We start from the raw sequence: 24,104 nt of genomic DNA on the forward strand, positions 1-24,104 counted from the left end.
ACAGCTAGAAATTACCTCGCCGTCGTCACTCTTGCTGCTATCGTCCTATGGATGCGGTAACTGTCCACACCACCTAGTGCGGCTCATGCACCGCGCGACTGTCTTTCGGCGCCTGGTCGCGTTCATTCAAACCGTAGTCGCGCATCACGCTCGCAACGCGCAGGCGATAGTTGTCAAAAATCCGCGCACGGCCCTTGGCCTGGGTGCGACGGTGCTCGATGGTGTTGCGCCAGGCTTCTACCGCGGCCTCATCGCGGAAGAATGACAGCGACACGAACTTGCCCGGCTCGGTGAGGCTCTCGAACCGCTCGACGGAGATGAAGCCGTCGATCTCCTGCAGGATGGGTTTCAGCTCGGCGGCAAGGTCGAAATACAGATTCCGGTGCTCCGGCTTCGGCCAGACTTCGAAGATCACGGCGATCATGGGCGCCTCCGCTCATTGTTGTTGCGGAACGACTATAGCTCGACCTTGCGGAGAAATGTTCGTTCCTCGGCGAGGATGAAGCGGTTTTGTTCCGCGAAGTTGAAGTTCGCCATGCCCTCTTTGTCCTGGCGCAGCCGCGCGCGATAGGCCTCGTAGGCGGCAAGGCTCTCGAACGAGATCAGCGCAAAGCCGATGTTGTTGGTGCCTTCGTGCGGCATCCAGTAGCCGAGCAGATCGCCGCCGCAGCGCGGGATGATCGACAGCCAGTTCCGCGAATACTCCTCGAACATCGCGCGCTTGAACGGATCGAGCTGGTAGCGGATGAAGACGGTGATGGTCATTTTCGGCCTCCTGAGTTTTTCGGTCGTTGCGAGCGATCGCAATGACGGCACGGTGAAGACTACCGCCTTGCCCGACCTAGATGCTTCGGCTATCATCGAACTATGAAAGCAGGACCCGACATCTCCCGGATCGCCGCTTTGGTCGGCGATCCCGCACGCTGCAACATGCTGACCGCGCTGATGACCGGCCGCGCGCTGACTGCGAGCGAGCTGGCGCAGGAGGCCGGCATCACGCCACAGACGGCGAGTTCGCATCTCGCCAAGCTCGAGGCCGGCGGGCTGATCGAGCCCGAGAAGCAGGGCCGCCACCGCTACTACCGCCTCTCCGACCCCGACGTCGCCGATGTGCTGGAAGGCCTGCAGGGTATTGCTGCCCGCGCCGGCCACATGCGCGTGCGCACCGGGCCGAAGGATCCGGCGCTGCGCCGCGCCCGCATCTGCTACGACCATCTCGCCGGCGATCTCGGCGTGCAGATGCTCGACAGCATGAAGCGGCAGAAGCTGGTGCGCCAAAGCAAGCAGGCGATCGAGCTGACCGGCGAAGGCAAGCGCTTCATGGCGGAGGAACTGCAGATCGACGCCGATGCGCTGACGCATCCGCGCCGTCCGGTGTGCAAGGCCTGCCTCGACTGGAGCGAGCGGCGGCACCACCTCGCCGGCACGCTGGGCGCGGCGATGATGGACCGCTTCACCGAATTGAAATGGGCCGCGCGCGACGCGACGCCCGGCAGCCGCGTCGTCAATTTCTCGCGCAACGGCGAGAAGCGGTTCGCGGCGCTGTTCGGCGCCGGCGAGTAGGATCACGCATTCAAACCAGCGTCGGCGATTTCGTGCGCGCCCTCTCGGTCACGCTTGTCTCGCACTCCGATACATTTGCATCCGCATCGTGGCGCGCGCTGCGTACCCGGCTACGAAATATTTCGAAATGATTCTGAGCGTGCTTGCGGCGCACTGACGCAGCTGTGAGCTGCAACATTCATGTCGCATTCAGCCCGCAACATTATGGTCGGCGACATCGGGAACGGCTTCTGCAATGATCCGGCCGGGCGAATCGGTAATCTAAAAGTTTGTTGCGGTGCCGCAGCGCGGCCCAAATAAAGGAGAAGTCATGAAGTATCTTTTTGCAGCAGCAGTTTTGGTGACGACCGCATTCGCCGGCATCAGCGCCGCTGATGCGGCTGGTGGCTGCGGCCCCGGCTGGCATCGTGGTCCCTATGGCGGCTGCGTCAGGAATCGTGGTCCCGTCGTCGTTGCCCCCGGCCCGGTCGTGGTTGAGCGCCCCGTCGTCGTCGCGCCCGGCGCGGTCGTGGTGGCGCCGCGCGTCCGCGCCTGCCCCTATGGCTTCGCCTGGCGTTACGGCCGCTGCCGCCCGATCTGATCGCGGCGCATTCCGAACAAATAAAACCCCGCTTCGCGCGGGGTTTTTCTTTTTCGAATGGAGTCGATATCACCAGCGGCGCCAGTGATGACGGCGCCAGTGACGGCGCCAATGGCGGCGGCGCCAACCCCAATGCCTGTGGTGCCAGCGCCGATGATGCCAACCGTGATGCCAACGCACCTGCTCGGGCTTCAGGCGATCGACCTCGTCGCCCGTGGTCACGGCGGGATGCGCATCGTTGGTCGCCGGTGAATGTGCATCCTGGTTGAGGGGAAGCGGCGCGAGCGGCGCCGCCTGTGCCGTTGCGACGAACGTGACTGCTCCGGCGGCGACGCCGAAGGCCATCATCAGAAAATCGCGGCGTTCCATGAGAGTTTCCCTTTGTTGCTGAGTTGGACCAACTGCCCCCCCTTGAGTTTTTTCGCCCCGACCTGAACATTCGCTGAACCGGACGATCACCTTTCGCGGAACTCGACGTCTGGGGCGTCGTCCGCGACGTTCTGACGTCACGCAACCATCACGACGCGACGGCCTCGTCCGCGCGCATCGGTCATGCTCATTCCGAGCGTTTCATGGACAGCCGAACAGGACTAGCATCGCGCATCATAAGAAGATCTCCGGGAGGCCGCCGTGAAGTCAGGACAACCGCTCAAGGATGCCAGCCACCTCTACGAAGTCGAACGCCGTGCTCTGCACGCCGCCCGCCCCGGCTTTCGCATCATGGAGCTGCAGCTCTCGCCGACCCAGAAGGTGCCGTGGCACACCCACAGCAACATCTCCGACACGTTCTACGTGCTGGAGGGCCAGATGCGGCTGTTCCTGCAGGAGCCGAAAGAGGAAGTGAACCTGAAGGTCGGCGAAGTCTACGCCGTCCGCCCGACCCGCCCGCACCTCGTCACCAACGCCGGTACGACGTCGCTGACCTTCCTGATCCTGCAAGGCGTCGGAGAGTACGACTACGTGCCGCTAGCGTCGGGCTAAGGACGCGCTGCATTCTCTCCGCTCGTCGTCCCTGCGAAAGCAGGGACCCATAACCACAGCGCTGAGTTGTTGAAGCAAGCTGTGGCCCCTGCGTCGCAACACAACATCGAGCTGTGGTTATGGGTCCCGGGTCGCGCTTCGCTTGCCCGGGACGACGCCGGGGAACCAATCAGACGCGCCCGCTCACATCACATCAGCTTCAGCGGCGCATCGTGGACCAGGCGCAGGTCGATGTTGCCGATCAGTCGCGCGCGGCGCGCCTCGGCGGTGCTGATGGCGGCCTCGGTCTGCCGCAAGGTGCTGACGTTCGATCCGAGCGACACGATGCCGCCGAGCACCAGCGCAATCGAACCAAGCGCCGCGGTCTCGCCGGAACTGAACAGGCCGAGCAGCGCCGCGAGCAGCAACGCGAACCCACCTGCGATTGCCACCTTCGAGCCGAGAATGATCCGCCGGGACCGTTCGGCGCTCTCGGCAAGCTCCTCGATCTGCGCCTCGATCTCGGAAATCTCGTCGGTCGGCTCGTCTTCGGTCATCAGGTTCGAACCTGTCTGGCGGGTCAGGCGAACCCGTAACCCGGCGTGTTCTTTTGCGCAAGGAATCGCTACGTTTCACAGGCGCGCTAGCTCCTGGTCATCCAATTGGGACTCAAATCAATGTCGGCCTGTTCAATGCTTGACGACGGCTGGGCCGTTGCGGCTCCCGCCGAGGTCGACCTCGATGCCGACAGTCTCTCCGGGCTCGACACGTTTCTCAAGCAATGAGCGGCTCCTGCTCGAGGCGCAGGATCCGTGCCGCTATGTGCTGGAGCAGCGGATGGCGTTGCAGCCCGGCGACTTGTTTAACTATAGCGGCGGCGCCACTACCCCGCTCGCTGCTGCCCTTGCTAAAGCCGTCGATCGCGGGATCGATGTCTATGCCAGGGAGAAGCTGTTCGAACCGCTCGGCATCACCGACGTGGAGTGGCTGAGCTTCACCGGCAGCGCCGAACCCGCGGCCTTTGCCGGATTGCGGCTGCGGCCGCGTGACCTTGCAAAGCTTGGCCAGCTCGTGGCTGACGGCGGGCGCTGGAACAGCAGGCACTCCTGCCCGCCTCGTGGATCGCCGAGTCGACCAGGCCGCATGTCAACGCCGAGGGGCACGCCGCGCTCTACTATGGCTATCAATGGTGGCTTGGCCGTTCCCTGGTGAACGGTCACGACCTGAGCTGGATTGCAGACTTCGGCGCCGGCGGCCAGCGCCTTTTCAGCGTGCCCGCGCTCGATCTCATGGCGTCGTGAATGCGTTCGAGCAGAGGCATTACATCTCTAACGCCATCCTCAGCCAATTCGTGCTGCCTGCCGTCACGGACTTGCCGCCGGTTTCGGTATGATGGATGGGGAATGGGTTAGTTCGTAGGGGGGTTGGCGAAGAGTACCCCACCACGGATCGCGCGGAGCGAAGGCGGCGAGTACGCGCTTCACCAACCCGCCCTACACGCTCTTAGGACACCGGCACAGCGCAGGCAGGGATAGGCCCAGCCGACATCACCGGCTCGCGCGAAGAACCGTCAACGCTGGCCGATGCGTTTGAATGGCCGGGCAAGACCCTCACACGAACAGACACTCGCTCCCGTCCTCGATGGTCGATCGCTTCGTATCGGAGACTATCCGGCCCGCTGTAACCGGATCGGGCCAGGTAAAAAACGCTTATGCCGCGGACCCAGCGCCCGATACAAGCTCGATCCAGTCCCGAGTCGCCCGCCACCTCGAAATCCTCGATGCGGTAACAAACAGTCCCATATTTGGGCGGCTTTATGAGCAAGAGCTGTGGGAGCTCGACCGGCGTGCATGTTTTGTCGGCAAATGCGTAGCCATTGATAACGGCCTCTTCTGACGTCCGGGCGGTAACCATCATCTCGGTATCTTGCGCGAAGCACGCTATGTCCATCGCAAGTATTGCGGACGCCACACCCAATATCAGGTCGCACGATCGATTGGCGCTCTGCCACAGCCTCGATCGTCGACACCACATTGCCACGGTTGTCTTCATCCATCACAATGGCAAATTGTCGTGCTTCTTCGCCGGGATCTCGACCTTCTTATCCCTCAGCATCGCCAGCGCCCGCGCGATCCGGCGCCTGGTCGAATGCGGCATGATGACGTCGTCGATGTAGCCGCGCTCGGCAGCGATGAAGGGGGACAGGAAGCGGTCTTCGTATTCCTTGGTGCGGGCGGCGATCTTGTCGGGGTCGCCGATGTCGGAGCGGAAGATGATCTCCACCGCGCCCTTGGCGCCCATCACGGCGATTTGCGCGGTCGGCCAGGCGTAGTTCATGTCGGCGCCGATTTCCTTCGACGCCATGACGTCGAAGGCGCCGCCATAGGCTTTGCGGGTGATGATGGTGACGAGCGGCACCGTGCACTGCGAATAGGCGAACAAGAGCTTGGCGCCGTGCTTGATCAGGCCGCCATATTCCTGCGCGGTGCCCGGCAGGAAGCCCGGCACGTCGACGAAGGTGACGATCGGGATGTTGAATGCATCGCAGAAGCGGACAAAGCGCGCGGCCTTGCGTGACGCGTCGCTGTCGAGCACGCCCGCCAGCACCATCGGCTGGTTGGCGACGAAGCCGACGGTGCGGCCGGCGATACGGCCGAAGCCGGTGACGATGTTCCTGGCGAAGGTCTCCGAGATCTCGAAGAAGTCGCCCTCGTCGACGACCTTCAGGATCAGCTCCTTCATGTCGTAGGGCTTGTTCGGATTGTCGGGGATCAGCGTGTCCAGGGACATGTCGACCCGGCCGATGTCGTCGAAGCTCGGCCATTCCGGCACGCCGTCGGAGTTGTTCGACGGCAAGAAGTCGATCAGCCGGCGCATCTGCAACAGCGCATCGACATCGTTCTCGAACGCGCCGTCGGCGATCGAGGAGCGCGTCGCGTGCACCGAGGCACCGCCGAGCTCCTCCGCCGTCACCACCTCGTTGGTGACGGTCTTCACGACGTCGGGGCCGGTGACGAACATGTAGCTGGTGTTCTTCACCATGAAGATGAAGTCGGTCATCGCGGGCGAATAGACGTCGCCGCCGGCGCACGGGCCCATGATGACGGAGATCTGCGGGATCACGCCCGAGGCCTGCACATTGCGGCGGAACACATAGGAATAGCCCGCCAGCGCCGCGACGCCCTCCTGGATCCGCGCGCCGCCGGCATCATAGAGGCCGATGATCGGCGCCCTCGCCTTCATCGCCATGTCCTGAATTTTTGTGATCTTCAGCGCATGGGTTTCCGACAGCGAGCCACCGAACACCGTAAAGTCCTTGGCGAACACGAAGGTCTTGCGACCATTGACCGTGCCCCAGCCGGTGACGACGCCGTCGCCGGGGATCTTGCTCTTCTCCATGCCGAATTCGATCGAGCGGTGCTCGACGAACATGTCGAATTCCTCGAACGAGCCCTTGTCCAGCAGGAGCTCGATCCGCTCGCGGGCGGTGAGCTTGCCGCGAGCGTGCTGCGCCTCGATGCGCTTTTCGCCGCCGCCCAGCCTGGCCCCGGCGCGCCGCTCTTCGAGGGTATCGAGGATATCTTTCATTTGTTTCCGCCCGTGTTAGCTACAGTCCGCGTCCCGGTGCGAGCCGGGTCCGCTTCGTTCGGAATGGCTTTAGCACGGCCATTTCGGACCCGGAAAGGCGCTTGTGGGCGGTATTGAGCGCCAAAACGGTAGGATTTTCCGATATCTGGGGAGACTGCAATGACCGATATGACGACTGAAGCGACTGGCGCAGCGACCGGCGGGGTGCGCACCCTGCTCCGGCTGGAGGGGCTGGTGCTGTTCGTCGGGATGACCGTGCTCTACTACAAGTGGGAGGGTTCCTGGCTGGTCTATGTCCTGTTGTTCCTGGTGCCGGACTTAAGCTTTGCCGCCTACCTGATCAGCCCGCGGGCCGGCGCCATCGTCTACAACGCCGCCCACACTTATCTCGCGCCGGTGGCGCTGATGACGCTGGGTTTTGCCGGCGAAGGACCCTTGGTGCTCTCGATTGCGATGATCTGGCTCGCCCATATCGGGATCGACCGCGCGCTCGGCTATGGGCTGAAATACGCGAAGGGGTTTGGCTACACCCATCTCGGGCGAATCGGGAAAGCGCAGGAGCCGGCTTAGGGCGGGCGTCGTGGCTCTGTGCCAGGTTGCCTGCATGGAAAATTGACAGCGTGCGTCTCGATTGCTGTAGTCGCAGCCAATCAAACACAACATCTGGGTGAACCGATGCTGACAGACTGGCGCCTGGCCGCGACCGCGATCCTGTTTTGCTGCGCCGTGCTGTTCACCTGCATCGAGACCAGCGCGCAGCAGATCCCGAAGGAGATCGCGGCGCGCACCGAGATCTACGGCATCCCCTCGCTGACGATCTCCGACCACCAGTTCCTGACCGGCGATCCCAACGGCAAGGCGGTGACGGTCGGCGGCGAATTCCGGATCGCGCAAGGCACCGGCCGGCTGCCGGTCGTGGTGCTGATGCACGGCTCGAGCGGCGTCGGCGCCGGGATGGACGGCTGGGTGCGCCACTTCAACGGCATGGGCATCTCGACCTTCGTGATCGACGGCTTCTCCGGCCGCGGCCTGACCGCGACCGGGCCGAACCAGGCCCTGCTCGGCCGGCTCAATTTCATCGTCGACATCTATCATACGCTGGAGATCCTCGCCAAACATCCGAGGGTCGATCCCGAGCGCATCGTGCTGATGGGATTCTCGCGCGGCGGCCAGGCCACGCTCTATGCGAGCCTCGATCGCTTCAACAAGCTCTGGAACAAGTCCGGCGTGCAGTTCGCGGCCTATATCCCGTTCTATCCGGATTGCTCGACCAGCTATCCCACCGACACCGAGGTCGCGGCGCGGCCGATCCGGATCTTCCACGGCACGCCTGACGATTATAACCCGGTCGCAAGCTGCAAGGCCTATGTCGCGCGCCTGCAAGAAGCCAAGCGCGACGTGGTGCTGACCGAATATCCCGATTCCGCGCACGGCTTCGATGCCGGCCTGATCGGCAACAACACCGTGGTGGAGGCGACGGGATCGCAGACCGTACGCCACTGCACCATCAAGGAAGGCGACGGCGGCGTGCTGATGAACGCATCGACGCAGGCGCCGTTCAGCTACAAGGATGCCTGCGTCGAGTTCGGTCCGCATGTCGGCGGCAACCCGACGACCGCACTCGAGGCCCGCAAGGCGGTCAGCGGTTTCCTGCAGGCACTGTTCAAGCTGGGCTAGCGGCGAGACGCGCATATTCCCTCGTCCTGAGACCGCCAATCCATCCGCCCGTTATTGCGAGCGAAGCGAAGCAATCCATCGCACGGCAAGTACAGAGATGGATTGCTTCGTCGCTATCGCTCCTCGCAATGACGAGACGGATAGATTCTCAGCCTCCGGAGAGGCCGATGCCCCTCAAGCGAAGCGGCGCGCGAACACCACGCAGACGACGACCAGCATGGTCGCTGCGATCATCGACCACGGCACAGGCTCATGCAGCAGCAGCCCGGCCAGCGCGAGGCCGAAGAACGGCTGCAGCAGCTGCAACTGGCCGACGCTGGCGATGCCGCCGAGCGCAAGCCCGCGATACCAGAACACGAAGCCGACCAGCATGCTGAAGATCGAGACATAGGCAAGCCCGAGCCAGGCCGGCGCACCGATGCCCTGCCAGCTCGGCGGCAGCGTCATGATGGTCATCAGCAGCACCACCGGCGCCGACAGCACCAGCGCCCAGGAGATCACCTGCCAGCCGCCGAGCCGGCGCGACAGCGCCGCGCCTTCGGCATAGCCGAGGCCGCAGACGATGATGGCCGCAACCATCAGCAAGTCGCCGGTCAGCGACGCCGATCCGTCGCCCGACAGAGCGAAGGCTGCGACCGTCGCGCTGCCGATGCAGGAGAACAGCCAGAACTTCGGCTGCGGCCGCTCGCCGCCGCGCAGCACGCCGAACACCGCGGTCGACAGCGGCAACAGCCCGATGAACACGATCGAATGCGCCGAGGTGATGTGCTGGAGCGCGAGCGCGGTCAGCAGCGGAAAGCCGATCACGACGCCGAGCGCGACGATGGTCAACGACACCAGGTCGCGCCGCTGCGGCCAGGGCTGCCGCAGCACCGCGAGCAGCACGGCGCCGAGCAGCGCCGCGATCGCGGCGCGTGCCGAGGTCAGGAACAGCGGCGAGAACCCGGCGACGGCGACGCGGGTTGCCGGCAGCGAGCCGCTGAAGATGATCACGCCGAGCAGGCCGCTGCCCCAGCCTTCCAGCGACGCGCCGCCGCTCCCCTCGCCCGCCCAGGACTTTCCCGACCAAGACTTGCCCGACAACGTCTTCGAATCGCTCATCACGTACCTCGTCTTTCGCGGGCGAAGATAGCGGTGACGGGCTGGCCAAGGCAGCTACGGATCAGTACAATATCGCCAAACTGTATGGGTAAAGGTAGGCATACACTTGCAGCGACCAGCCAACGCGCCAAAGGCGACCCGGACCACCGACGTGATGAACGCGATCCGCGCCAGGATCGCGAGCCGCGCGCTCGCCGCCGACGACCGCCTGCCCTCGATCCGCAGCTTTGCCGCGACCATGGGCGTCTCACCCTCGACCGTGGTCGAGGCCTATGACCGGCTCGCCGCCGAGGGCCTGATCCGGGCGCGGCCGGGCTCCGGCTTCTATGTCTCGTCGGCGGCGCTGCCGCCGCTTTCGCTGGCCAAGGACCAGCCGCAGCACGACCGCGCCGTCGATCCGTTCTGGGTATCGCGGCAATCGCTCGACGCCGCGAGCGGCGCGCTGAAGCCAGGCTGCGGCTGGCTGCCCGCCGACTGGATGCCGACCGAGGCGCTGCGGCGCGCGTTCCGCGGACTGGCGCGGGCCGAGGACGCCGTGCTCGCCGATTACGGCGCGACGCGCGGCTCGCTGGCCCTGCGCCGCACGCTGATGGCGCGGTTCGCCGACGAGGGCCTCGACGTGTCGCCCGAGCAGGTGCTGCTCACGATGTCCGGCACCCAGGCGATCGACCTGATCTGCCGCTTCCTGCTGCGGCCCGGTGACACGGTGCTGGTCGACGATCCCTGCTATTTCAATTTCCGGGCGCTGCTGCGCGCCCATCAGGTCAAGCTCGTCAGCGTGACCTACACCCCGTCAGGCCCCGATGTCGCAAGCTTCGAGGCCGTGCTCGACGCCGAGCGGCCGCGGCTCTACATCACCGTATCCGGGCTGCACAATCCGACCGGGGCGACGATGTCGCCGCAGACCGCGCACCGCGTGCTGAATGCCGCCACCGCCTGCGATCTCACCATCGTCGAGGACGACATCTTCGCCGATTTCGAGCCGGAGCCGTCGGCGCGGCTCGCGGCCCTCGACGGGCTGAACCGCGTGATCCGGATCGGCAGCTTCTCCAAGACGCTGTCGGCGTCGCTGCGCTGCGGCTTCATCGCGGCGCGCGCCGACTGGATCGAGCAGCTGGTCGATCTGCAGGTCGCGACCGGATTCGGCGGCCCCTGCGCGGTCGCGACCGAGATCATCGCGAGCGTCTTGGCGACCGGCTTCTACCGCAAGCATGTCGAGGAGCTGCGACGGCGGCTCACGCGCGCCCGCCGCGACGTCGGCGAGAAGCTGCAGCGGATCGGCATCGAGCCGTGGCTGATGCCGCGCGGCGGCTTCCAGCTCTGGTGCCGCCTGCCCGACGGCTGCGACTCCGCCGACGTGGCGCGCGCTGCGCTCGCCGACAACATCGTGCTGGCGCCGGGCAACGTGTTCAGCACCACGCAATCGGCCACCGGCTTCATGCGCTTCAACGTCGCGCAGTGCCGCGACCCGAAACTGATGCCGGCATTGCAGCGGGCGATCGGGCGCTGATCTTCGGTCGGCGCGGAACCGGCCTTGCGCGCGACGGCGCGCGGTAAGAACCTTCGGAACCCTGCCGCGTTATGAGGCATCAACCGGTAGAGGAGCCCAGGATGTCTCGATCAAACATCGCGAAGATCAGCCTCGTGCTGCTGTCGCTCGGCGCGCTCGCATCGCCCTTGCAGGCTGCGCCCGCCTCGCCCCTGCTCGCCATGGCGGGTTCATGGTCCGGCGGAGGCACGCTCACGACATCGGACGGCATGCAGGAGCAACTGCGCTGCCGCGCCAAATACGACGTCGACGGCACCGGCGCCGAACTTCGCCTGTCGCTCAAATGCGCCAGCGCGAGTTACAATTTCGATCTCACCAGTGACGTCGAATATCGCGGCGGCGCGATCTCCGGTGCATGGACCGAGGCGAGCCGCAACGCGTCCGGAACGATCTCGGGGCGCGCGGCCGGCGATCGCGTTGAAGCCGCCGCGCGCGGCAACAATTTCTCCGCCGACCTCTCGCTCACCACGCGCGGCGGCAAGCAATCCGTGTCGATCCGTCCGCAGCAGAGCAACGTGACGGCGGTCTCGCTCACGCTGGCGAGGCGCTAGCGCGTGATGAGATCAGGTCGAGCGGTGCCGGCGCTGCGCTACCTCGCCTCGCTCTTACGGGGCGAGGTGAAGCGGAGTGCGCGTCACTACTTCTCGCCAATCTTGAACGGCTCTTCCTTGCCCGGCGGCACGGTCTCCTCGGCCATCGCCAGGATCATCGCCACCATCACGTAGTTGCCGGCGAGCGCGGTCAGATCGACGATCTGCTGATCGTTGAAGATCGTCTTGGCCCGCGCATAGGTCGCGTCGGAGACCTTCTTGGTGGTGGTCAGTTCGGTGACGAAGTCGTACACGACAGCCTCATCGTCGGCCATTTTCGACGGACGGTTGCCGGCCTTCAGCTCGGCGATGACGTCGGCCGACAGCCCGGCCTTGGCCGCGAGCGGCGCGTGCGCGAACCATTCGACCTGCGAGCGCCATTGCCGGCCGATGATCAGAATCGCGAACTCGTTCAGCCTCGTCGGCACCGAGGTCTGCCAGCGCAGATAATAGAACAGATCATAGAGGCGCTGGCCGAGCACCGGGCTCCTGATGATCGGATTGTAGGGCCCACCGATGCCGACGCTCGACACTTTCATGATCTGTTCGCCGAGCGGCTTCTGCAGGTCGTTGAGCTGATCCATCGTGAGCTGCGGAAAGCGCGGCTCCTTGCTGGTGGCCGGCACTGATAACACCGTGGCCGCGAGCCAGCCGCCCGCCGCGGCCAGCGTGAGCGACGAGAGCCAGACTGTTGCTGAACGCATGATTCCTCCGCTTTGATTTATCGGAGAACGCTAGTCGAGCTGCGCGACGCCAACCAGAGATGATCGCGCAGGTCAGATGGTCACAGCGCGCCGATGTCGGTGAGGCATTGCTGGGTGACGCTCATCCGCGCGTCGATCTGCACTTGCGTCTTGCAGTCCATGTTCATCGCGAACACGGTGATGTCGCTGCCCTTCTCGGACCAGCCGACCAGCCAGCCGAGCGAGCCGTGCTCATTGTCGGTGAGGCCGGTCTTGGCGCGAATGACGGCATCGCCGACCTTCGTCACCGGAAGAATGTCGCACACCAGCTGCTGGCTGCGCTTGCCGACCGGCAGCACGCCGCGGCGCAGCCGGTCGAGGAAATCGATCTGCTGCACCGGGTCGATCCGCAGATTGCCCGTCACCCAGAACTGGTCGATGCCGCCGCCGATGTCGCGGTTGCCGTAGTCGATCGTATCGACATACTTCTTCATCCGCTCCTCGCCGATCCGGCGGGCGATCTCCTGGAACACCGGAAAGGCCGAGACCGCGATCGCCGAACGCAGCGTGTGGTCCTTGTTCCAGGCCTCGATGCTACGGGTCACGCCGTCCCACTTGAAGACGTCCTTGTCGGGATCCTGCACCACGCCGGTGTCGAGCGCGATCAGCGCGTTCGGGATCTTGAAGGTCGAAGCCGGCAGCCTGCCCTCGCCCGAGCGAACCTTGTCGCTCGCGATGATCAGATAGTCGTCGATCTTGTAGCCGACGAAGGTGCCTTCGGTGCCGAGATCGAAGAACCGCTTCTGCAGATCCTCGCGAAACTCGCTGCGCTGGTAGGACACATTTGCAAAACTGCGCGTCGGCAGGACGGTGGCGGCAGCAAAAAGACCGAGCGCATGGCGGCGATTGATCACGAGGAGACCTGAACTGTTTCGGGTTGACGACGATGGTGGATGCCATCGTGGTAAAAGGATGGCAACAGGCACTGTCGATTGAAAAGCGCTCAGTGCGCCCGGCCCGACATCCGCAGCACGAACACCAAGACCTCGGCGACGGCCTTATAGAGCTCGGCCGGGATCTCATCGCCGAGCTCGACATTGGAGAGCGCGCCGGCGAGCACCTCGTTCTCCTCGATCGGGATGTCGTTGGCCTTGGCGACCTCGATGATCTTGGCGCCGATCGCGCCCTTGCCTTTGGCGACCACGCGCGGCGCGCCGGCGTGATCGTAGTGCAGCGCGACAGCGAGCTGGTTCTGCGCCTCGCTCATGATGCACGGTCCAGGAAATGGCCGGCGCGCGCGGGCGCAGGTTGCGGCGGACTGCCGTCGCGGATCTCGATATCGCCGGGCGTAAGCTCGGCCCTGGTCAGCGCCTGGCTCAGTTCGGACGCGCCGGCGCGCAGCTGCGCGGCGGTCGAGGGCCGCTCGGCCCACATCCGCACCGAGGTGCGCTCGCCGTTCAGCGAGACCAGCGCGTGCACCGGCCCGGCCGGCTCAACGTCGAGCGTGAAGCGCGCCCGCCACACCCGCTTGGGGGCCTCGACCTCATTGCCGCCGCCGTCGCGGGAAATCTCGAACTGCGCCATCGCCGTGCCCTGCTGGGTCAGGAACGGGATCTCGAAATTCCAGCGCGGCACCATCGCATCGAGCTGCGGACGTGCAGCATCGCCGTGGCCCGGCAGCGAAGCGACCTGCAGCAAAGTCTGCCGCGCCAGCGCGGCGTCGGTGTTTTCCAGCAGGCGATGCGCCGTCGTCGCAAGCGGCGCGCCCGGCGCGATCGTGGCCTCGGCGACGGCCTGGGCCGACGGCAGCGCGCCGTGAAACGGCGGTGGCGGCATGCTGCCACGCGCCGGCACATCGCTGGGCAGCATGTCCCGCGGCGCGGCGCCCTGCCGTGACGGGTTGACGAGCTCATGCAGCGCTTCCTGAATGAGGTTGAGCGCGCCGCCCGAGGACGGGCCGGCATCGAGCGCATCCGCAAGCGCGCCGGCGAACCCGGTGGCGCCGAGGGTGAGATCCTCAGCCACCGGTACGCGGGCCTGCGGCAGCAGGATTTCCTGGACCTCGAGGGCGGGCGTGCCTGATGGTACGAGGTTCGGCGCCGCTCCGGCGCTGGGCAACGCCGCTTGCTGCAGCGGCGTGAGCACAGGCCTCGCGGCGTCACCCGCGCCGAGCGAGGTCAGCGCCTGGCGCAGCACGATCAACGCGGCCTTCAGGTCGGGCACGCCGCCGCTCGCCGGCGCGCCGCTAGATGCGAGCGTCGCCTCGAGCAGCAGGCCGGATTTCTGGAAGCCGGCCTTGACGGCATCGCCGCTCAAATTCTCGTCAAGACCGGTCTGCTGCGCCAGCACCTGCGCGATCGCGGCCTGCAGCTTTGGCGGCAGATTGGCTGACGCGACCGCGGTGAGATTGGCAAACAGCGGGGCCTGGCTGCCCTGCACCGCCGCTGCATGCTGCGCCGTGGCGGTGATGGTGACGCGCTCGAGCGGCGTCAGCGTGGCCTTCGGCGCCGCGGCGACGGGTTGCGGCGCGGCAGCGGCGTTGGCCGCGCCCGGCGATAGTTGCACCGCATCGCCGGTGTCCGCCCCCGATCCAACCAGTTGCAGACGGATGCCGTCATTGCTCTGCGACACCGCAAGCTGCAGGTTCTGGCCCTGCTGCAGCGGCACCTCGGTCTGGACGTCGATCGACAGGCTCGCGATCGCGATCCGCACCAGATCGGCGGACAGCACCTTCAGGACCTGCGCATTGATGACGCTGCCGGCCTCGAGCGTGAGGTCCGGCGCGACGCTGTCCGCCTCCTTCGAGGCGAGCACCGGCAGCACGGGATTGACGGCGAGTGCCATGTCGGAGATCTCGGCCAGGCACGAGGGATGTGCCGCAGGCTAGCCCCGCGCCGTAAAGGTCTCGTTAACCCGGCCTGAACTCCCTGAGGACGCCTGCGGCGGCCTTGAAATCGACCTGGCGAGCGGCGCGGCGGGCGGCGACCTCCTCGTCGACGCCCCATTTCTCGATATTCCAGTCCTCGTCGACATGGGCGGCGGCCCAGACCTGGTCCTCGTCACGGACGCCGTGCGCCAGCGCCAGCGCCAGCAGCGCCGAGCCGGTCAGCGTCGTCACCACATGGAGCGCCGCGACCGGCCAGGGATCGGTCGGGAACGCGGCGCGCGCCGCCCTGATCGCGGGCTCGGGCTGGCCGACATGCATGACCCCTTCGGCCATCACGAAATGGGCGCCGAGCGTCTCAGCGGCCCAGAACAGGATCGGGTCCCAATGCTCGGCCTCGCGCGCCACCAGCGTCTCGGGATGGCCGGCGCGGTAGAACAGGAGATCGCTGTCGAGGAATTTGGCCGCATCGTCGGCGACCTCGTCGACGCGGTCGATCACCCCCTCGACCACGCTGTTGGCGAGGCGCGTCAGCGGCATGGTCACGGGATCGATGGTCTCGCCCTGCGCGTTCCACTCGGCCGCGACCGCATCCGCAATGGCGCGGGTCGGCACCACGATCGGCTTGCCTGACGGCGAGCGGATCTGCTTGCCGTCGAGCGTGATCGCAAATCCGCCGTCGGCATCGGTGACGCCGGCGCTGGTGTAGAAGCGCTTGCGCTTGGGCGTGCGGATGTGGCGCCGCACCGCCTCCTGCGGATCGAGCGGAGCTTGTTCAGGGATATCGTCGAAGAGTTCGCGCATCGCGCCGGCCGGCTTTCGTTTCCAGGGATTTCCCTGCAAGATATGTCAGGGACTACGGCAAATAAAGCTGATGAAACGCGCCCAAATCCTCGCCGGTTCTCTGCTCGTTGCGGCCTTTTTCGGGGCCGCCCGCGCCGACGCCGGGTTCCGCTCGCCGGAATCGCTGATCCGCAACGTCTACGCCTTCTATGGGAAAGGCAGCCCCGCGTTTTCCAACGGCCTGCCGCGCGACGACGAAACCGCCCGGCAGTTCTTCGATCCCAGCCTGCGCGGCGCCTGGACCGCCCTGCACGATGCGCCGTACGATTTTCTGGTGCAGAGCCCGAGCTGGCGGATCGGCCCGATCTCGATCGCAACGCCGCGCCGCCAGTTCGACAAGACCGATGTGACTGTGACCTTCGACAATGAGGGCCATACGGTCACGCTCAACTTCATCGTCGTCAACGGCCCCGACGGCTGGGTGATCGCGGATGTCGAGAGCCAGCACGATTCATTGCGGATGTTTCTGACGCAGTTCAAACGGTAGAAAGTCTCGGTTTCGAACAACGAGCTTGACTCGTCTTGTCCGCTACTGCCCAGCAAGATTGCCCCAGCAGAAGAACGCAGTCAGCGGAGCGTTCTCATGATGCCGGATCCTAAGCGAATTGGCATGTACGCGATCGGCTGCCACCGCCGAATGCGGTAGACGGATGCAGGAGGCAGGTCCACGCCCGGAAGAAACCGACGAAGTCGTCGCAAGTCGTAACCGTCATGCCAGCGCCCTGCTCTTCGACGTTAGAATGCAAAACGTATCGCCGATATCCGCTCGAGCTCGTCGACCAGGATGCGGCCGGCCTCGGTATTCTCGGCGATGGACGACGTCTTATCTTCGGTCGGATGACCACGCAGTCTCATGAAGCCGCCGGGTCCGTAGTAGCCGCCCGGTTTCACGTCCGTCGAGGTCGCAGCCATGAGAGTCGGCTCCGCTCCCATGGCGGCGTTCTGAACCAACGGATAGGCGGCAAACGCCGCGAGCAGCATGAGGGCGCTGGTATCGGCAAAAAGGTTCGTCTTCGCCGCGCCGGGGTGACAGATGACCGATAGCAAACGGTCCCCGGCCCGCCTCTGCAACTCCCTTGCGACTAGGATATTCGCGAGTTTCGTCTTCGCGTAGGCCTTGATCGGCTTGTAGCTTTGCCTGGAGTCGAGGTCGGCGATGGGCACCGGACCTCCCATCGCGTGGGTACCGGACGCTACGGTAACGACGCGCGGCGCAGCCGATTGCAGCAGCGCAGGTAGCAGCAAGGCCGTCAGGCGGTATGGACCCAAGACGTTGGTCGCGAACTGCATCTCATGACCATCGACGGTTTCCCGGCGATCCGGCAGCGCCATCACGCCTGCATTGTTGATCAGCACGTCGATCGGCCGGGACAGCGACCGCTGGCTCTCCGCAAACGCATTCACCGACCTGGGATTCGACAGATCCAGTTTCCCGATGTCGACGTTGGCGTTCGGCACGATGGCAAGGATCCGGCGAGCCGCGTCGGCGGCCTTCATTTCGTTCCGGGAGGCAATCGTCACTTCCGCTCCGGCACGCGCCAACTCCAGCGCCGCGTGCCAGCCGATGCCGCTGTTGGCGCCGGTGACGATGATGCGTTTTCCGACCTGTGAAGGGATGTCCTTCACCGTCCATGCCTTAGTCATACTCGCTACTTTCGTTTGTTGAGCGGCGCGAAGCGAGCAGCGAGAAGCTGCACTCGTTGCTCCAGCACCACCGTGGTGGGCTCGTCGCTGAGAAGTCCATCAAGCGCGAGCACGAAAACCTCTGCGGCTGCTTCGTCGCCGCCGAGGATCCTCGCAACGCATTCGGTCGCCAAGCTGCGGTGCCGGGCCTCGATTTGCGGGTCCAGGCGCTCGCAGACGTCGAAGAATTCACCCGCCATCGGCGCTCCGACCATGTCAGCCCAGGGTTCAATGACCATGAGCCTGCACACTTCAAGAAGCCGCTCGCCCGGCGAGCCGGCGCCGAGGGCGGCTTTCTTCGCAGCCGGATGGCGGGAGATGAGCCAATCGGCGAAGACCGCGGTGAAGATGTTCTCTTTGTCCTTGAACGTCCGATAGAGCAGCGTGCGCGAAATCCCTGCGCGCTTTCCAATGTCGTCAAGCGAGGTCTTCGAGAAGCCGAAGTTGAGAAAACACCAGCGCGCCGCCACGAGAATCTTCTGGCGGCGCGCCTCTGCTTCGTCCTGGGTGAGCTTGTTTGTCATAATATCGATACACTATGACAAAAAATGCGTTTTATGTCAATATAGATCAGCTGGTGGAAATGACGGCATGCAGGTGGAATTCGCCGGCAGCGTCGGCGGAAGGTTCGTCGTTCACAAAGTGTCCGCTCACCAAGCGCCGATGGCACGGCGACACCGAAAAAAAATCTGTCGATTGCCTGCGTGTCTTCGTATCTCCGCAATTCAGTTTGTGAATGCGCCATCCGATTGATCGCTCAGCAGGTTTGAACGTTGTGCGCACTTCTGCGTCGAAGTGCCGCAAGTTTCTGTCATCTGCGTGTTAAAAACCTGCCAGATTCCGGCAACAACGCGCGGCTAGCGTCCCCGATACCAAACAGAAGCATTTGTCGACCATTGCGGTCGCAAGACGTGGACTGACGTCACGCGTGGCGTCGGTCGCGCGCTTGCGCGCCTGTGGCGGCGTATTGGCGGGGCGGCGTGGCACGACGACTTTCGACCGTTTGTTGTGTCATCGCCGCAGCTTGCCTCGGGCTGGCTGCGAGCGGCATGACGACCTGGCTCGCCGCCGCAGGCTTGCAGGATGCGCAGCGAACGCTGCAGGACGTTTGTGCCCGGCCCGCCCCCGGAAGCGCGATCGACGAACCCGCCGAACTGCACAGCCGCGACGGCGTGCTCAAAACCGACCTCAGCATCCATGATCAGAAGCTGCCCGACGGAACGAGCCGCTACTGCTACCTGACGCCGGACGGCAAGCCGTCGCCGACGCTCCGGCTGAAGCCGGGCGATCAGCTGGTCATCCATTTCAAGAACGACCTCGTCGATCTCGATACGGCAACGCCCGCGATCGACCGTCCGCTCGCCGGCGCGCCGATCTGCACGACGCGGAAGCAAGCCGACATTTGCGAGAGCGGCGCGATGACGCCGATCTCGACCAATCTGCACTTCCACGGGCTGACCGTGCCGCCGGTCTGCCACCAGGACGACGTGCTGAAAACCTCGATCCAGCCCGACGACGCGCCGTTCGACTATCGCCTGCGCATTCCAGACGACGCAGCACCCGGCCTCTATTGGTACCACCCGCATCTGCACGGCTTCAGCAAGACGCAGGTCCTCGGCGGCGCTTCCGGCGCCATCATCATCGAAGGCATCGAGCGCGCCGATCCACAGCTGGCCGGCCTGCCCGAGCGCGTGCTCGTGATCCGCGACCAGGACCTCGTCAATCCCGACGCGCCGCCGTCGAAATTCGAGCCGGTCATGACCAAGAGCCAGATCGACAATGACGGCGACGTCGCCAATTCCGGCACCGGTTTCGGTAAACCGTCGAAGGATCTCTCCGTCAACTTCGTGCCGGTGCCCTATCCGAACTATCCGCCGGCCAGGCTCACGATGAAGCCGGGCGAGCGGCAGCTCTGGCGCGTGCTGAACGCATCCGCGATCACCTATCTCAATCTCGCGCTGCTGGTCGGCCGCGCGCCGCAGCAGATCGGCATCGTCGGGCTCGACGGGGTGCCGTTGCAATTCCAGGGCAGCCCGTCGCCCTCGGTGCAATGGGTCAATCATATCGGCCTGCCGCCGGGCTCGCGCGCCGAGTTCATCGTCGAAGGACCGCCCGTCGGCGCATCAGCCTTGCTGGTGACGCGCGCGGTCGACACCGGTCCTGCGGGCGAAAACGACCCCAACCGCGCGCTGGTCGCTATCACGTCTTCGACCAATGCGAGCGAGCCGCAGGCCGCCCTGCCCGCTCACGCCGAGCCGCTGCCGCGACCTGAGCGGCCGTGGGTCGGCAACGTCGCACCGGTGCGCGTCAGAAAACTGTTCTTCTCCGAGCAGCCGGAGAATCCGAACGACCCGAACAGCCCGACCAAGTTCTTCATGACCCTCGATGGCGAGACGCCGAAGCCGTTCGATCCGCATTCGGACGTGCCCGACATCACCGTGCGGCAGGGCGACGTCGAGGACTGGATCATCGAGAACCGCTCGATGGAGCTGCATGATTTCCACATCCATCAGCTTCACTTCCAGCTGCTCGACTGGTCCGGCGTCGCGGTCAACGAGCCGTTCCTGCGTGATACCGTCAACGTGCCCTACTACAACGGCCGCATGCTGAAATATCCGAGCGTGCGCCTGCGCATGGATTTCCGCGCTCCCAACATCGTCGGCACCTTCGTCTACCACTGCCACGTCCTCGAGCATGAGGACGGCGGCATGATGGGGCGGATCAAGGTCGTGCCGCGAGACACTGCAAGTTCCACCAAGCCGCTCAACCAGCAAAAAGGAGAGCTTTAATGCGCGACAAGCGGAAGTCACGTTGGCTGCAGAGTTGCCGCCTCACCCTCAGCGCACTGGCGCTGGGCCAGTTCACCGCCGGCCCCGTCCTTGCGCAGGACTGGGATCACCACGGCGGACACGAGACCCGTTCGCCGATCAAGCACGTGATCGTCATCATCGGCGAGAACCGCAGCTTCGACCACGTGTTCGCGACCTACGTGCCCGAGCGACACGGCGAGAGCGTGTTCAACCTGCTCTCGCAGGGCATCGTCAAGCTCGACGGCAACAAGAATGCGATCCCCGGGCCGAACTTCGAAAAGGCGCATCAGCACGCGGCGATGGATAACGGCCCGAACGATGCGTTCCTGCTGAGCCCGCCGAAGCAGAACTTCCCGGAGGATCAATTGCCGGCTCCGCTGGTCGGCGGCCCCAAGGTCTCCTACATCCCGAACAAGTGCGGCAGCTCGCCGATCACCACGTGCGAGGCGTCGCTGGTGCTGGCGCAGCAGTCGGAATCCGGCCTGCCGTCGGACTACTACCAGTTCCTGCTTTCCGGCGGCACCGGTCAGTCCTCGCAGACCCCCGATCAGCGCATCACCAATGTCAGCGCGCTGCCGGCCGGTCCGTTCCAGCTCACCAACAGCGATGCGATGCCCTACGACTCCTATTCGGCAAGCCCGGTGCATCGCTTCTACCAGATGTGGCAGCAGCTGAACTGCAACCACTCGGCGGCCAGCCGCGACAATCCGTCGGGCTGCGGCGCCAATCTGTTCGCCTGGGTCGAAGTGACCGTCGGCGCCGGCGCCAACGGCGCGGCGCAGCCCTCGAATTTCTCCACCGACTATTCGCCGACGGCGACGACCACGGGTGAAGGCTCGACGGCGCTCGGCTTCTACAACGTGCAGAGGGGCGACGTGCCCTACTTCACCTCGCTGGCGCAGAAATATGCGATGAGCGACAACTTCCATCAGTCCGTCAACGGCGGCACCGGTGCCAACCACATCATGTTCGGCCACGCCGACATGCTCTACTTCAGCGACACCTACGGCAACGCCGCCGTCCCGCCCAACGGCACGCAGGTGTTCGGCGGCACGGCGAATGCCGGCATCGTGCATGAAATCGAGAATCCGAATCCGGCCACGGGCACCAACAACTGGTACACCGAGGACGGCTACGGCGCCGGCGGCAATGGCGGCTTCCCGCCGCCCTTCCAGACGAGCCCGGTGTCCGGCGGCGGCTCCTACAGCGACTGCTCGGATCCGACCCAGCCCGGCGTCAAGCCGATCCTGGACTATCTGAAGAACATCCGGATCAATGCGAATTGCGAGCCGGGCCACTATTATCTGTTGAACAACTACAACCCCGGTTATTTCGGCAACGGCAAGAACGCCTACACCGACACCAACCCGTCCAACACGCCGTTCACGATCCCGCCGTCGACCCGCAAGAGCATCGGCGACAGCCTGAACGAGCGCAATATCTCCTGGAAGTATTACGGCGACCAGTGGAACAACTACGTCAACGATCCCTACCAGCTCAACTGGGGCGTAGCCGGTCCGACCGCCGACGAGTACTGCAACATCTGCAATCCGTTCCAGTACGACACCTCGATCATGTCGCACCCGGAACAGGTCGCAGCCCATATCAAGGACTCGGTTGATCTGTACTCCGACCTCTCCAAGCACTCGCTACCGGCGGTTTCCATCGTCAAGCCGAGCGGCTTCACTGACGGTCACCCGTCGTCGTCCAAGCTCAACCTGTTCGAAGGCTTCGCGAAGAAGATCATCGACCAGGTCCAGGCCTCGGACTACGCCAAGGATACTGCGATCTTCATCACGTTCGACGAAGGTGGCGGCTACTTCGACTCCGGCTACGTGCAGCCGCTCGACTATTTCGGCGACGGCACCCGCATTCCGCTGATCGTGGTGTCGCCGTTCGCGCGGCAGGGCCACATCTCGCATGAATATGCCGATCACGTCTCGATCATCAAATTCATCGAGCGGAATTGGCGCCTGGAGCCGATCACCCATCGCAGCCGCGACAACTTCCCGAACCCGGTTGCGGCGCCCGGCAATCCCTACGTTCCGGTCAACAGCCCGGCGCTCAGCGATCTGTTCGACTTCTTCGACTTCGACGGCGGCGGCCATCACCACGGTGACGGCAACGACCAGGGCGGCAACTGGAATAACTGACGACCGCACCTCGCAACACCACCAATCCGCCGGCCCGAAAGGCCGGCGGATTTCGTTTGCGCGAGGCTGGATGTTCATAAGCTGCGCGAGCCTGGCCGCCGATCTCCCTGCGCTTGTGGGCCGCCCCGAAGTCCGGCAGTCTCCGCGACCAGCGGAATGAACACGGGAGCCGACAGCATGCGACGCCTCTCACTTCCGATAGCCCTGCTGACCGTGGCCTGGTTGCACGTCCCGCTCCCCGCCCAATCGGCGCCTTGCATGCTCGTTACCTTGACGGGCACGATGAGCGGGCCGGCCCTCATCAATGGCGTCGCCGGAGCCGGCACCCTTGTGCGCTATGGCGACGACAGCGCCGGCTGCGGCACGACGAAGCTGCAGTTCGACGCCGGCCGCGGCACCGTCTTGCGGCTGTCGCAACTGAACGTCGATCCCGGTCAGCTCGATGCCGTGTTCTTCACCCATATGCATTCGGACCACACCGAGGGCTTCGTCGACCTCCTGCTCGCGCGCTGGAACTGGAGCTCCAGCGGCGCCAAAGTCGATGTCGTCTGCAGCAGCGATGTGTCTTCACCCCTCGGCTTCACCATGAGCTGCGGCAAGTTCGTGACGCATATCGGTGACGCCTTCGTTCAATCCGGCGAGATCGCGCAACGGGTTTCGGAGGACAAGCGACGATTGGCGGGCGGCCCCGCCGAGCTCGCGCACCTCATCACGTTCGAGCCGAGCGACGAGCCGCAGGTGGTCTGGACGAAGGGCGATGTCAAGGTGAGCGCGATCCGCTCCACCCACGTCGCCGGTCACGCCTCGTTTCGCGTCGACACGCCTGCCGGCAGCGTCGTGATCGGCGGCGACGCCAGCAACGACAGCCCCGCGCCGCCCCGCCCGACCTCGACATCGGCACAAGTCGAGAAGCTGGCGCAGGGCGCCGAGGTGATCGTGCACTCGACCATGCATCCGGTCATGGGTCCGGAGCGCGACAGCGGCATGCCGCCTCCGGTCTACTATCGCCAGAGCCTGACATCAGACCTTGGCGCCATGGCGAAACGCGCCGGCGCAAAATACCTGATGCTGACCCATCTGGCGCCGCAGGTCGGGGCGACGCATCACGGTCCCTACAAGGTGCCTGGTGGCGCGCTGACCGAAGCGGACTTCCGCACCGCCGCCGAGGCAGGCGGCTTCACCGGCACGACCATCGTCGGCTCCGATCTCACGACGTTGCGCCTTCCCGCCCAATAGCGCGGTCGGGATTTGACGTGTCAGTCACGCGTGTTGGCGCAGGACCGCGAATAGGCGGCGCGATCACTCTGGTTCAGGCCGCTGGCTGCGGCGTCGTCGAGACACCGGCTGACACGGTCGCCGAACGAGCTGCGCGCCGGAGCACGCAAGTTCGGCTGCGTGATCGCGTCCATCTTGGGGATCGGCGGCACCTCGATTTTGGGC

The 24,104-nt window shown here is 64.9% G+C and carries 25 protein-coding genes and 1 pseudogene; 12 read left to right on the forward strand and 14 right to left on the reverse strand.

Features of this window, described 5'->3' with window-relative positions; translation table 11 throughout:
* Window positions 1-73: 73 nt before the first annotated feature.
* Both QMZ05_RS32890 and QMZ05_RS32895 read right to left on the reverse strand, forming a co-directional pair.
* Window positions 74-424 (reverse strand): antibiotic biosynthesis monooxygenase, encoded by a 351-nt coding sequence (locus tag QMZ05_RS32890; protein WP_353704535.1) that lies wholly within the window; start codon window positions 422-424, stop codon window positions 74-76.
* A 32-nt stretch (window positions 425-456) separates the two neighbouring features.
* Entirely contained in the window at window positions 457-765 is a 309-nt protein-coding gene (locus QMZ05_RS32895) for an NIPSNAP family protein (RefSeq protein ID WP_353704536.1), read from the reverse strand.
* 102 nt (window positions 766-867) lie between these two features.
* On the opposite strand from QMZ05_RS32895, the gene QMZ05_RS32900 reads away from it, so the two are divergent.
* Together QMZ05_RS32900 and QMZ05_RS32905 are read left to right on the forward strand one after the other, a co-directional pair.
* Window positions 868-1,563, forward strand: a complete 696-nt coding sequence (locus QMZ05_RS32900; protein WP_208763976.1) for a metalloregulator ArsR/SmtB family transcription factor — start codon at window positions 868-870, stop codon at window positions 1,561-1,563.
* A 310-nt stretch (window positions 1,564-1,873) separates the two neighbouring features.
* Window positions 1,874-2,143 (forward strand): hypothetical protein, encoded by a 270-nt coding sequence (locus QMZ05_RS32905; protein ID WP_092114950.1) that lies wholly within the window; start codon window positions 1,874-1,876, stop codon window positions 2,141-2,143.
* 69 nt (window positions 2,144-2,212) lie between these two features.
* Here the strand turns inward: QMZ05_RS32905 and QMZ05_RS32910 are convergent, their stop codons facing one another.
* On the reverse strand, window positions 2,213-2,512 hold the full coding sequence (locus QMZ05_RS32910; protein ID WP_353704537.1) for a twin-arginine translocation (Tat): 300 nt from the start codon (window positions 2,510-2,512) through the stop codon (window positions 2,213-2,215).
* Window positions 2,513-2,773: 261 nt separating this feature from the next.
* On the opposite strand from QMZ05_RS32910, the gene QMZ05_RS32915 reads away from it, so the two are divergent.
* Window positions 2,774-3,124, forward strand: coding sequence for a cupin domain-containing protein (locus QMZ05_RS32915; protein ID WP_353704538.1), 351 nt, complete (start codon window positions 2,774-2,776; stop codon window positions 3,122-3,124).
* A 188-nt stretch (window positions 3,125-3,312) separates the two neighbouring features.
* Here QMZ05_RS32915 and QMZ05_RS32920 read toward each other — a convergent pair whose 3' ends face one another.
* A complete protein-coding gene (locus QMZ05_RS32920) occupies window positions 3,313-3,660 on the reverse strand; it encodes a hypothetical protein (protein ID WP_353704539.1) in 348 nt (115 codons plus the stop codon).
* Between the two features lie 184 nt (window positions 3,661-3,844).
* Between QMZ05_RS32920 and QMZ05_RS32925 the strand changes: the two genes are divergently transcribed.
* On the forward strand, window positions 3,845-4,315 hold the full coding sequence (locus QMZ05_RS32925; protein ID WP_353704540.1) for a serine hydrolase: 471 nt from the start codon (window positions 3,845-3,847) through the stop codon (window positions 4,313-4,315).
* An 843-nt stretch (window positions 4,316-5,158) separates the two neighbouring features.
* Here the strand turns inward: QMZ05_RS32925 and QMZ05_RS32930 are convergent.
* Window positions 5,159-6,691: an acyl-CoA carboxylase subunit beta gene (locus QMZ05_RS32930; protein ID WP_353704541.1), complete on the reverse strand. Its 1,533-nt coding sequence runs from the start codon at window positions 6,689-6,691 to the stop codon at window positions 5,159-5,161.
* A 159-nt stretch (window positions 6,692-6,850) separates the two neighbouring features.
* Between QMZ05_RS32930 and QMZ05_RS32935 the strand changes: the two genes are divergently transcribed.
* Both QMZ05_RS32935 and QMZ05_RS32940 read left to right on the forward strand, forming a co-directional pair.
* A complete protein-coding gene (locus QMZ05_RS32935) occupies window positions 6,851-7,261 on the forward strand; it encodes a DUF4260 domain-containing protein (RefSeq protein ID WP_353704542.1) in 411 nt (136 codons plus the stop codon).
* A gap of 105 nt (window positions 7,262-7,366) precedes the next feature.
* The gene (locus QMZ05_RS32940) at window positions 7,367-8,368 is read left to right on the forward strand and encodes a dienelactone hydrolase family protein (protein WP_353704543.1); all 1,002 of its coding nucleotides are present in this window, start codon (window positions 7,367-7,369) and stop codon (window positions 8,366-8,368) included.
* 174 nt (window positions 8,369-8,542) lie between these two features.
* Here QMZ05_RS32940 and QMZ05_RS32945 read toward each other — a convergent pair whose 3' ends face one another.
* On the reverse strand, window positions 8,543-9,469 hold the full coding sequence (locus QMZ05_RS32945; protein ID WP_353704544.1) for a DMT family transporter: 927 nt from the start codon (window positions 9,467-9,469) through the stop codon (window positions 8,543-8,545).
* A gap of 154 nt (window positions 9,470-9,623) precedes the next feature.
* Here QMZ05_RS32945 and QMZ05_RS32950 point away from each other — a divergent pair, with 154 nt between their 5' ends.
* Window positions 9,624-10,979: a PLP-dependent aminotransferase family protein gene (locus tag QMZ05_RS32950; protein ID WP_353704557.1), complete on the forward strand. Its 1,356-nt coding sequence runs from the start codon at window positions 9,624-9,626 to the stop codon at window positions 10,977-10,979.
* Window positions 10,980-11,080: 101 nt separating this feature from the next.
* The gene (locus tag QMZ05_RS32955) at window positions 11,081-11,569 is read left to right on the forward strand and encodes a hypothetical protein (protein WP_353704545.1); all 489 of its coding nucleotides are present in this window, start codon (window positions 11,081-11,083) and stop codon (window positions 11,567-11,569) included.
* Window positions 11,570-11,655: 86 nt separating this feature from the next.
* Here the strand turns inward: QMZ05_RS32955 and QMZ05_RS32960 are convergent, their stop codons facing one another.
* From QMZ05_RS32960 to QMZ05_RS32980, 5 genes are all read right to left on the reverse strand, one after another.
* Window positions 11,656-12,312, reverse strand: coding sequence for a carboxymuconolactone decarboxylase family protein (locus tag QMZ05_RS32960; protein WP_353704546.1), 657 nt, complete (start codon window positions 12,310-12,312; stop codon window positions 11,656-11,658).
* A gap of 80 nt (window positions 12,313-12,392) precedes the next feature.
* Window positions 12,393-13,205: a class D beta-lactamase gene (gene blaOXA / locus QMZ05_RS32965; protein WP_353704547.1), complete on the reverse strand. Its 813-nt coding sequence runs from the start codon at window positions 13,203-13,205 to the stop codon at window positions 12,393-12,395.
* Between the two features lie 89 nt (window positions 13,206-13,294).
* Complete coding sequence (locus QMZ05_RS32970) at window positions 13,295-13,558, reverse strand: EscU/YscU/HrcU family type III secretion system export apparatus switch protein (RefSeq protein ID WP_353704548.1); 264 nt, start codon at window positions 13,556-13,558, stop codon at window positions 13,295-13,297.
* A complete protein-coding gene (locus QMZ05_RS32975; protein WP_353704549.1) occupies window positions 13,555-15,135 on the reverse strand; it encodes a flagellar hook-length control protein FliK in 1,581 nt (526 codons plus the stop codon). Before QMZ05_RS32975 ends, QMZ05_RS32970 begins: the two co-directional genes overlap by 4 nt.
* A 64-nt stretch (window positions 15,136-15,199) precedes the next feature.
* The gene (locus tag QMZ05_RS32980) at window positions 15,200-15,979 is read right to left on the reverse strand and encodes an ATP12 family protein (protein WP_353704550.1); all 780 of its coding nucleotides are present in this window, start codon (window positions 15,977-15,979) and stop codon (window positions 15,200-15,202) included.
* A 70-nt stretch (window positions 15,980-16,049) separates the two neighbouring features.
* Here QMZ05_RS32980 and QMZ05_RS32985 point away from each other — a divergent pair, with 70 nt between their 5' ends.
* Window positions 16,050-16,505, forward strand: a complete 456-nt coding sequence (locus tag QMZ05_RS32985; protein ID WP_353704551.1) for a hypothetical protein — start codon at window positions 16,050-16,052, stop codon at window positions 16,503-16,505.
* Between the two features lie 248 nt (window positions 16,506-16,753).
* Here QMZ05_RS32985 and QMZ05_RS32990 read toward each other — a convergent pair whose 3' ends face one another.
* Together QMZ05_RS32990 and QMZ05_RS32995 are read right to left on the reverse strand one after the other, a co-directional pair.
* Window positions 16,754-17,662, reverse strand: a complete 909-nt coding sequence (locus QMZ05_RS32990; RefSeq protein ID WP_353704552.1) for an oxidoreductase — start codon at window positions 17,660-17,662, stop codon at window positions 16,754-16,756.
* 5 nt (window positions 17,663-17,667) lie between these two features.
* Window positions 17,668-18,225, reverse strand: a complete 558-nt coding sequence (locus tag QMZ05_RS32995) for a TetR/AcrR family transcriptional regulator (protein WP_353704553.1) — start codon at window positions 18,223-18,225, stop codon at window positions 17,668-17,670.
* A gap of 525 nt (window positions 18,226-18,750) precedes the next feature.
* Here QMZ05_RS32995 and QMZ05_RS33000 point away from each other — a divergent pair.
* The 3 genes from QMZ05_RS33000 to QMZ05_RS33010 all read left to right on the forward strand — a co-directional run bounded on the left by QMZ05_RS33000 (window position 18,751) and on the right by QMZ05_RS33010 (window position 23,900).
* Window positions 18,751-20,490, forward strand: a complete 1,740-nt coding sequence (locus tag QMZ05_RS33000) for a multicopper oxidase domain-containing protein (RefSeq protein WP_353704554.1) — start codon at window positions 18,751-18,753, stop codon at window positions 20,488-20,490.
* Entirely contained in the window at window positions 20,490-22,664 is a 2,175-nt protein-coding gene (locus QMZ05_RS33005) for an alkaline phosphatase family protein (protein WP_353704555.1), read from the forward strand. The genes QMZ05_RS33000 and QMZ05_RS33005 overlap by 1 nt, the downstream gene beginning before the upstream one ends.
* 258 nt (window positions 22,665-22,922) lie before the next feature.
* Window positions 22,923-23,900, forward strand: a complete 978-nt coding sequence (locus QMZ05_RS33010; protein WP_353704556.1) for an MBL fold metallo-hydrolase — start codon at window positions 22,923-22,925, stop codon at window positions 23,898-23,900.
* Window positions 23,901-23,920: 20 nt separating this feature from the next.
* On the opposite strand, the pseudogene QMZ05_RS33015 reads toward QMZ05_RS33010, so the two are convergent.
* Window positions 23,921-24,104, reverse strand: a pseudogene (locus QMZ05_RS33015) (hypothetical protein); the annotation flags it as partial.

The organism is Bradyrhizobium sp. INPA03-11B (assembly GCF_040446015.1).
GTDB lineage: Bacteria > Pseudomonadota > Alphaproteobacteria > Rhizobiales > Xanthobacteraceae > Bradyrhizobium > Bradyrhizobium macuxiense_A.